9 protein-coding genes are annotated in these 7,961 nt (G+C 73.1%); 1 reads left to right on the top strand and 8 read right to left on the bottom strand.

All coding sequences use genetic code 11. The features are described from left to right. Window positions 1-44: 44 nt before the first annotated feature. Window positions 45-1,400 carry a hypothetical protein gene (locus ACFUK0_RS38620; RefSeq protein ID WP_380258489.1) on the bottom strand — a complete coding sequence of 452 codons (1,356 nt, stop codon included), beginning with the start codon at window positions 1,398-1,400 and terminating at the stop codon, window positions 45-47. Window positions 1,401-1,655: 255 nt separating this feature from the next. Here ACFUK0_RS38620 and ACFUK0_RS38615 point away from each other — a divergent pair, with 255 nt between their 5' ends. Beyond that, window positions 1,656-2,573, top strand: coding sequence for a hypothetical protein (locus ACFUK0_RS38615; RefSeq protein ID WP_380258487.1), 918 nt, complete (start codon window positions 1,656-1,658; stop codon window positions 2,571-2,573). A gap of 51 nt (window positions 2,574-2,624) precedes the next feature. On the opposite strand, the gene mutM is transcribed toward ACFUK0_RS38615, so the two are convergent. The 7 genes from mutM to rsmD all read right to left on the bottom strand — a co-directional run bounded on the left by mutM (window position 2,625) and on the right by rsmD (window position 7,889). Beyond that, window positions 2,625-3,503, bottom strand: a complete 879-nt coding sequence (gene mutM, locus ACFUK0_RS38610) for a bifunctional DNA-formamidopyrimidine glycosylase/DNA-(apurinic or apyrimidinic site) lyase (RefSeq protein WP_380258485.1) — start codon at window positions 3,501-3,503, stop codon at window positions 2,625-2,627. A 42-nt stretch (window positions 3,504-3,545) separates the two neighbouring features. Continuing rightward, window positions 3,546-4,334 (bottom strand): ribonuclease III, encoded by a 789-nt coding sequence (rnc, locus tag ACFUK0_RS38605; protein ID WP_380258483.1) that lies wholly within the window; start codon window positions 4,332-4,334, stop codon window positions 3,546-3,548. Window positions 4,335-4,342: 8 nt separating this feature from the next. Further along, window positions 4,343-4,516 (bottom strand): 50S ribosomal protein L32, encoded by a 174-nt coding sequence (rpmF, locus tag ACFUK0_RS38600; RefSeq protein WP_030056747.1) that lies wholly within the window; start codon window positions 4,514-4,516, stop codon window positions 4,343-4,345. Between the two features lie 2 nt (window positions 4,517-4,518). Then, a complete protein-coding gene (locus ACFUK0_RS38595; RefSeq protein ID WP_380258481.1) occupies window positions 4,519-5,166 on the bottom strand; it encodes a YceD family protein in 648 nt (215 codons plus the stop codon). A gap of 190 nt (window positions 5,167-5,356) precedes the next feature. Next, window positions 5,357-6,583 carry an ATP synthase F0 subunit B gene (locus tag ACFUK0_RS38590; protein WP_380258479.1) on the bottom strand — a complete coding sequence of 409 codons (1,227 nt, stop codon included), beginning with the start codon at window positions 6,581-6,583 and terminating at the stop codon, window positions 5,357-5,359. A 187-nt stretch (window positions 6,584-6,770) separates the two neighbouring features. Further along, window positions 6,771-7,259, bottom strand: a complete 489-nt coding sequence (gene coaD / locus ACFUK0_RS38585) for a pantetheine-phosphate adenylyltransferase (RefSeq protein WP_380258477.1) — start codon at window positions 7,257-7,259, stop codon at window positions 6,771-6,773. Between the two features lie 45 nt (window positions 7,260-7,304). Further along, on the bottom strand, window positions 7,305-7,889 hold the full coding sequence (gene rsmD, locus ACFUK0_RS38580; protein ID WP_380258476.1) for a 16S rRNA (guanine(966)-N(2))-methyltransferase RsmD: 585 nt from the start codon (window positions 7,887-7,889) through the stop codon (window positions 7,305-7,307). Between the last annotated feature and the right edge of the window lie 72 nt (window positions 7,890-7,961).

Genomic DNA, 7,961 nt, shown 5'->3' with positions numbered 1-7,961 from the left:
ACCTCCACCGTCGTCGTGGAGGGGCCGCGCGGGAGCGGGAGGGATCAGAAACCCCCGCCGAAGTCCCCGCCGCCGCCGAAGTCTCCCCCACCGCCGCCGTCGAACCCGCCGAAGTCACCGGAGTTGAAGTCGCCGCCGGAGGAGTCGCCGCCCTGGTAGTCGTTGCCGGAGTAGTCCCCGCCGTCGCCGGGTGCGGCCCAGGCCTGGCCGCCGCCCATCATCGAGCCGAGCATGGTGCCGACCAGCAGGCCCGGCAGCAGCCCGCCGCCGTACCCGCCGAAGTAGCCGCCGGCCCACGGGCCGTACGCCGGGCCCGCGTTCCAGTACGGCTGCGGGCCGTACTCGGTCGGCACGGTGCGGATGTCCGGGTCCTGCCCGGCCGCGAGCCGGGCCGCGTCCGCCGCGCAGACCGGGACGGTCCGGGCGGCGCCGCCGCCGGGCGCCCAGTCGGTGTCCTGGACGGACGGGCCGTGCCGGGGGTCGAAGAAGCACGGCGGCCGGCGCTCCGGCAGCGGCTGCTTCTCGCGCCGGGCCGACAGGGTGGCCAGCGCGAACCGGCCGTCCTCCAGTGCCTCGGTGACCGGCCGGACGTCCTCGGGGCCCTTGGCCGCGTCCATCGTGCGCTTGGCCTGTTCGTACGAGTCGAGCGCGTGCGCGTAGTCGGTGCGCTGGGCGTCGTCGGCGCCGGGTGCGCCGGGGCTGAAGTCGAGCCGGTCGAGTTCCTCGCCGTAGGCGGTGATGTCCTCGTCCACGACCCGGCGCAGTTGCGCCAGTTCGGCCTGGCGCTGCTCCTCCTTGCGCCTGCGGGCCCGGCGCAGCAGCAGGAACACGCCGCCGCCGGCCAGCGCCAGCAGGGCGAGCGGCACGACGACCGCCGCGACCGACACCCCGCCGCTGTCCGAGGCGACTCCGTGGCCCCTGACCTGTGGCAGGGCCTGGTCGACGAAGTCGGTGACGGTGCCGTTGATGTCACCGGGGTGGGAGCGGAAGGCCGCGCCGGCGATCCGCTCGGCGACGGCCGGCGCCAGCGCGGCCCGGTCGGAGCGGGCCTGGAACTGGTCGCCTCGCCAGACGGCGTAGGTGCCGACGATGCCGACCTCGGTCCGCAGGTCCTGGAAGACCGTGCCGGCCGCGAACTCGTCGGTGGCGGGGACGACGGCCACGAAGACCGGCTTGTCGGCGGACCTGATCTTCGCCGCGAGGGCGTCGGCCTGGCTCTGGCTGAACCGGTCCTGCATGGCCGGGTCGACGTAGACCTGGGTCTGCTGGAGGGCCGTCGCGGCCGCGTCCGGCCCGCCTGCCGCGGAGGCGGCCGGGGCCAGCAGGAGCAGCAGCCCGAGCAGCACCGCCAGCAGGGCGGCGGGCCCGGCGGCCGGGGAACGTCGAGCAAGGGTTCTCATGCTTCGACGCTACCGCTCCGGGCGGCCGCGGACGCCATGGCGGCGACCGGTGCGCCCCCGTCCTGCGGCGGGGGTGCGGGCCGTCCTCGGGGATGATCCCGGCGCTGCGGCCGTGCCCGTCCGCCGAACCGGGAACCCCGGCCGTACGCTGCACGTCAGTCGCCCCGGGCGGGGATTTCGCGGCCGCCCCGACCGGGCATAGTGGTGCCCGCCGGACTCCTCCCCCGCACTCGTTCCTCCCGATCGGAGCATTTGGTGATCATCGGCCTCGTGACCGCCGTCGGAGCCTCGGTCTGCTACGGCACCGGCTCCGTCCTCCAGGCCCTCGGATCCCGCCGGTCCGCCCGTGAGGAGGCCGCCGCCCGGGGCCACCGGGCCGGGATGACCGAGCACGGCGGCCCGAACCTCGCCTCCACCGCGAAGGCCGCCGTCACCTGGGAGTTCATCCTGGGCACGGTGCTCGACTTCGTCGGCTTCGGGCTGGGCGCGCTGGCCGCGCGGCTGCTCCCGCTGTTCCTCTCGCAGACGATCATCAGCGCCAACCTGGTGATCACGGCGCTGCTCAGCATCAGACTGCTGGGGCTGCGGCTCAAGCGCCCCGAGTGGGCGTCGATCGCCGTGCTCTGCGCCGCTCTGGTGCTGCTGGCGGTGGCCGCCGGCCCCGAGGGCGGCCACCACGTGGCGATGGCCGTCCACTGGTGGCTGCTCGGCGCCTCGGTGGTGCTGATCGCCGGCGGCAGCCTGGTCGTGCGCCGGCTCGGCGCGGGCGGGGCGATCGTGGCGGGCCTGCTGTCCGGCCTGGGGTTCGGTGCGCTGGGGGTGGGCGTGCGGATCCTGGACGGCGTCCAGCCGTTCGCGCTCGGCACGCTGCTGAGCGATCCGGCGCTGTACGCGATCCTGATCGGCGGCCTCGGCGGGATGTACCTGCACACCATCGCCCTGCAGATCGGTTCGGTGAACGGCGCGACGGCGGCCCTGGTGGTCGGCGAGACGGTCGTCCCGGGCGTGGTGGGCGTCGTCTGGCTGGGCGACTCCTCGCGGGACGGCCTCGGCTGGCTGGCCGCGTTCGGCTTCGTCCTCGCGGTGGTGTCGGCCGTCGGGGTGGCCTACTTCGGCCAGGACGAGCAGGACCTGAGCACCGACCCGGCGGCGCCGGAGCTCAGCAAGCGCTGAGCCGCGGCGGGGTGCGTCGCAGCCGGGCGTGCCACCGCGGCGGGCCCGGCCTCAGCGCGGGCGCGGGATCCGCTGGCAGCGCGGGCAGAAGTAGCTGGAGCGGTTCATCCAGGCCGCGCGGCGGATCGGGGTGGCGCAGCGGCCGCAGGGTTCGCCCTCGCGGCCGTAGGCGTCCAGGTCGCGGGAGAAGTAGCCGCTCTCGCCGTTGACGTTGACATAGAGGCTGTCGAAGCTGGTGCCGCCGACCGCGAGGGCCGCGTTCATCACCTCGCGGGCGTGGGCGAGCAGCAGGGCGCCCTGCGCGTGGGTGAGGGTGGCGGTGGGGCGCTCGAAGTGCAGCTTCGCGCGCCAGAGCGCCTCGTCGGCGTAGATGTTGCCGACGCCGCTGATCAGCGTCTGGTCGAGCAGCGCGCGCTTGACGGTGGTGCGCTTGGCGCGCAGGGCGCGGACGAAGGCCTCGTCGTCGAACCGGCGGTCGAGCGGATCACGGGCGATGTGCGCGATCGAGACGGGGGTGCCCTCGGGGTCACCGTCCTCGGCCTCCTCGACGGCGAGGCCGCCGAAGGTCCGCTGGTCGACGAAGCGCAGTTCGCGGCCGCCGTCGGTGAAGCGCAGCCGGACCCGCAGGTGGGTCTCGTCGGGGACGGACGGGTCCTGGACGAGCAGCTGCCCGCTCATCCCGAGGTGTCCGATCAGCGAGAAGCCCCCGGCCTCGGGCCCGGGGCCGGCGAGCGGCACCCAGAGGTACTTGCCGCGCCGCTGGGCCGCGCCGAGCGTCGTCCCGGTGAGGCGGGCGGTGAAGTCGGCCGGGCCGGCGGGCTGGCGCCGGACGGCGCGCGGGTGCAGCACCTGGACGTCGGCCACGGTGCGGCCGGCCACCCAGTTGGCCAGTCCGCGCCGGACGACCTCGACCTCGGGCAGTTCTGGCACTTCGGGCCTCCGGCTGTTCCAGGGTGCGTCCGGTACGCCGGCTCAGGCCGGGTCGGCGGGCAGGCTGTCGGCGTACTTGGCCTTGATCGCGCGCCAGGCGCTCTCGGCGGCCTTCTGCTCGGCTTCCTTCTTCGAGCGTCCCACGCCACTGCCGAAGTCCTCGCCGGCCACCCGGGCGGCGGCGGTGAAGGTCTTCTCGTGGTCCGGGCCGGACTCGTCGATGACGTACTCGGGCACGCCGATGCCGGCTGCCGCGGTGAGTTCCTGGAGGCTCGTCTTCCAGTCCAGTCCGGCGCCGAGCTGAGAGGACTCCTCGATCAGCGGGTCGAACAGGCGGTGGATGAAGTCGGTGGCCGCGGGGAGGCCCTGGTCCAGGTAGACGGCGCCGATCACGGCCTCGACGGTGTCGGCGAGGATCGACGACTTGTCGCGGCCGCCGGTGCCCTCCTCGCCCTTGCCGAGGCGGATGAAGGTGCCGAGTTCGAGGCCCCGGCCGACCTCGGCGAGCGCGCGGGAGTTCACCACCGCGGCGCGCAGTTTGGCGAGCGTGCCCTCGGGGACGTCCGGGTGGACGCGGTAGAGGGTGTCGGTCACCACCAGGCCCAGCACCGAGTCGCCGAGGAATTCCAGCCGCTCGTTGGTGGGCAGCCCGCCGTTCTCGTACGCGTACGAGCGGTGGGTCAGGGCACGTACCAGAAGGGCGCGCTCGAGCGTGTACCCGAGGCGCCCTTCCAGGACGTCGTATTCGGTCGAAGCCGGCCCGCCGCCCTTGCTTCCGTTGGCAGAAGCCTGCTTGCGGGATGAGTTGCTATCCGACATCGATCCGTGCACCCCGCCGATCAGACCGAGAGGACCTGGCGACGGTTGTACGTGCCGCAGCTCGGGCACGCGATGTGACCCAGCTTCGGCTCGTGGCAGCGGTCGCACGCCACGAGGGCGGGGACAACGGCCTTCCAGTTGGACCGGCGGTGGCGCGTGTTGCTGCGCGACATCTTCCGCTTCGGAACAGCCACGGCTACTTCTCCTGGTTCTCGGCGGCACCCTTGCGGGCGTCGCTGGTCTTGATTCCGTCACCCTCGTCGCCGTGGGCGGCGGAGAGTCCCTGCAGAGCCGCCCACCGGGGGTCGGCGGCCTCGTGGTGGTGTGCCGGGTCATCGCTCAGGCGCGCTCCGCATTCGGAGCACAGGCCCAGGCAGTCTTCCTGGCACACCGGCTGCAGCGGCAGTGCGAGCACCACCGCGTCACGCAGCACCGGCTGGAGGTCGAAGTAATCGCCCTCCAGGCGGTAAGTCTCTTCTTCGTCGTCCTCGTCGAGATCGTCGGTGGCGACCGCCGAGCGGCCGCGACCCTTCTCGTCGGACTCCGGGTAGTAGAACAGCTCCTGGAAGTCGACGTCGATGGCGTCCTCGACGGGCTCCAGGCAGCGTACGCACTCACCCTCGACGCGAGCCTCGGCGGTGCCCGTGACGAGCACGCCCTCGACCACGGACTCCAGACGGAGCTCCACGGCGATCTGGCTCTTCTCGGGCACGCCGATCACATCGATGATGCCGAGGCCCTCGGGGGCCTCCAGGGTGCGGGTCACCTTGCGCAGCGATCCGGGGCGACGTCCGAGCTCGTGCGTGTCGAACACGAGGGGGTCGCGGTGGTCGAGGCGGTTCAAGGTGTCCTGACTTCCTGAGGCGGCATGCATTCCTGCGTGGCGCGGGTGGTTCGTACGGCTTGTGCGGCGTGCCGCTCTGCGCGATCCTGCGATGCGCGGGCAGCCGAACCACCCCGGCGCGAACAGGCCGGAGTGGTCAGACTACCGGACACTCCCGTCAGGCCCAACTTCGTGCCGCGGGCCCCCGTGGTCAGCGCCCGCCGAGCTCCCGCAGCCGGGTCATGTCGATCATGCTGGTGTCGAAGAAGCTGGTCTCGTCCAGGCCGGGCTGCTGCGGCTGCTGCTGCGCCTGCTGCTGGTAGCCGCCCGGGTTCTCCGGCACGGGGTTGCCCCAGGCGTCGTAACTCTGGCCCTGGAAGGCCGGCGCCTGCTGCTGGTAGCCGCCGGCGTCCTGGACGGGGTTGCCCCAGGCGTCCTGCTGGGCCGGCGCCTGGCCGGGGTAGCCGGGCTGCTGGTAGCTGTACTGGTTGCCGTACGGGTCCTGCTGGGCGCCCTGGGCCGACGGGTCGAAGCCGCCGCCGTAGACCTCGGCGTACTGGGAGCCCTCGGGGGCGCCGCCGTACTGGGCCGCCGCCGCGTAGGGGGCCTCGCCCGGGGCCTGCCAGCCGGCCGCGGCCGGGGTCTGCTCGGGCCAGGTCTGCTGCTGCGGCACGTCGGCCTGGTACCAGGGCTGGCCCTCGCCCTCGGTCCCGTCCGAGAAGCCGTCGGCGAACCCGGCGGCGACCGCCTCGGCCCGGTCCTTGAGCTGCTGCGCCTGGTCGGCGGCGGCGAGGTAGGCGCCCAGGTCGTCGATCGGGGCCTTGCCGATGAGCTTGTCGCGGCCCTTGCCGACGGCCTGCAGCGTCTTGCTGAGGACGGTCTCCAGGGTGGCGAGCTTCACATCGACGTACTCGTCGACCTCGGGGCTCGGGCTCGTCCGCGGCTGGAACTCCTCGCCGTCGCTCTCGCCCTCGTACTCGGTCTCGAAGACGCTCGCGTCACCGCGCAGCTTGGTCCGGCCGCGGCCGACGGCGCCGAGCGTCTTGGTGAGCACGACCTCGAAGTTGGCCAGCTTGCTGTCCACGTAGTCGTCGGCCTCGACCCGCTTGGCCTCCACCTCGGCACGGGCCTCGGCGAGGATCCGGTCGGCCTCGGCCTGGGCCCGGCGGACCACCTCGGTGTCGGAGATCAGCGAGCCCCGCTCGGCGTGCGCGCCCTGGATGATGCGCTCGGCCTCGGCCTCGGCGTCCGCCACCACCTGCTCGTGGTCGGCCATCACCGACTGCGCGTGCGCGAGTTCGGCGGGCAGGGCCGACCGGAGGTCCTGGAGCAGACCGACCAGTTCGGCTCGGTTCACCACGCAGGACGCCGACATCGGCATCGAGCGGGCGCTCTCGACGGCGGCGACGATCTGGTCGACCTTGTTCTGCACGTCCACGGGGCTTCGTCTTTCCGTGTGCCGCCGACGTCCCGGCGGAGGCAGGCCCGGCGCGGTGCACCTCACCGCAGGGCAGGAATACAGACTGTACGGCCACTGCGGGGGGAGCTCACAACGCCTGCGCCGGGCCGACCACCCGGGAGGGGGACAGCCGGTGACGAAGCGGCAGAAAAGGGACTCCTCGCTCCTACTGCGCCTGCCGTTCGGCGATCCGCTCGACCAGTCGGCTGTGCACCGTCGCGGGCAGCAGGTGGGAGACGTCGCCGCCGTACGAGGCGACCTCCTTGACCAGGCTGGAGGAGAGGAAGCTGTACGTCGGCGAGGTGGGCACGAACAGCGTCTCGACGCCGGACAGGCCGTGGTTCATCTGCGCCATCTGCAGCTCGTAGTCGAAGTCGCTGACCGCCCGCAGGCCCTTGATGATCGCGGGGATGCCGCGCTCCTTGCAGAAGTCCACCAGCAGCCCGTGGTGCGACTCCACCTCGATGTTGCCGTAGCGGGCGCAGGTCTCCTCGATCAGCGCGATGCGCTCCTCGACCGTGAACAGCCCCTGCTTGTTCTTGTTGATCAGCACCGCGACGTGCACCACGTCGTACAGCTTCGAGGCCCGCTCGATGATGTCGAGGTGGCCGTTGGTGATCGGGTCGAACGATCCGGGACAGACGGCGCGACGCATGACGGGTGCTCCCTCGTGGAGTTCGGGGCTGCGGGTGTGGCCCGACTACGAGTGTTGCCGGGCCTCGGCGGCGGCGCGACCGTACCAGAGGGTGCCCTCCCCGTACCGGCGCGAGCGCAGCACGTCGAAGCCCTCGGGCCAGTCGAACCCACCGCCCCTGGTGCTGCGCTCCACGGTGACGAGTGCGTCGTCGGTGAGCCAGCCCCCCGCGCGCATTGTGATCAGCATCTCGCGCACCTCCTCGTCGGTGACGGCGTACGGCGGGTCGAGGAAGACCACGTCGTACGGGCTCTCGGGGGCGCGCCCCGCGATCACCCGCTCGGCGCGGTCCGCTCGCACCTCGGCGCCGGGCAGGTTGACGATCCGGACGTTCTCCCGGATCACCTTCGCCGCCGGGCCGTCCGCCTCCACCAGCAGGACGTGCTCGGCGCCCCGGGACAGCGCCTCCAGGCCGACGGCGCCCGAGCCGCCGAACAGGTCGAGCATCCGGACCCCGTGCAGGGTGCCGCGCAGCGACTCCAGCGTCGAGAACATGGCCTCGCGGGCCTTGTCGGAGGTCGGGCGGGTGCTCCGGCCGGGCGGCACGGCCAGGCGGCGGCCGCCGGCCGTCCCGGCGATCACGCGGGTCATCTGCGGGGGTCCTCTCGTGGGGGAGCCCCGCCGGCCGGCCGGCGGGGCTCCCCCATTCGAGCGCGCCCGCGG

This window comes from Kitasatospora sp. NPDC057223 (assembly GCF_042669755.1).
Lineage (GTDB): Bacteria > Actinomycetota > Actinomycetes > Streptomycetales > Streptomycetaceae > Kitasatospora.
This window is presented reverse-complemented; position numbering and strand designations above follow the sequence as displayed.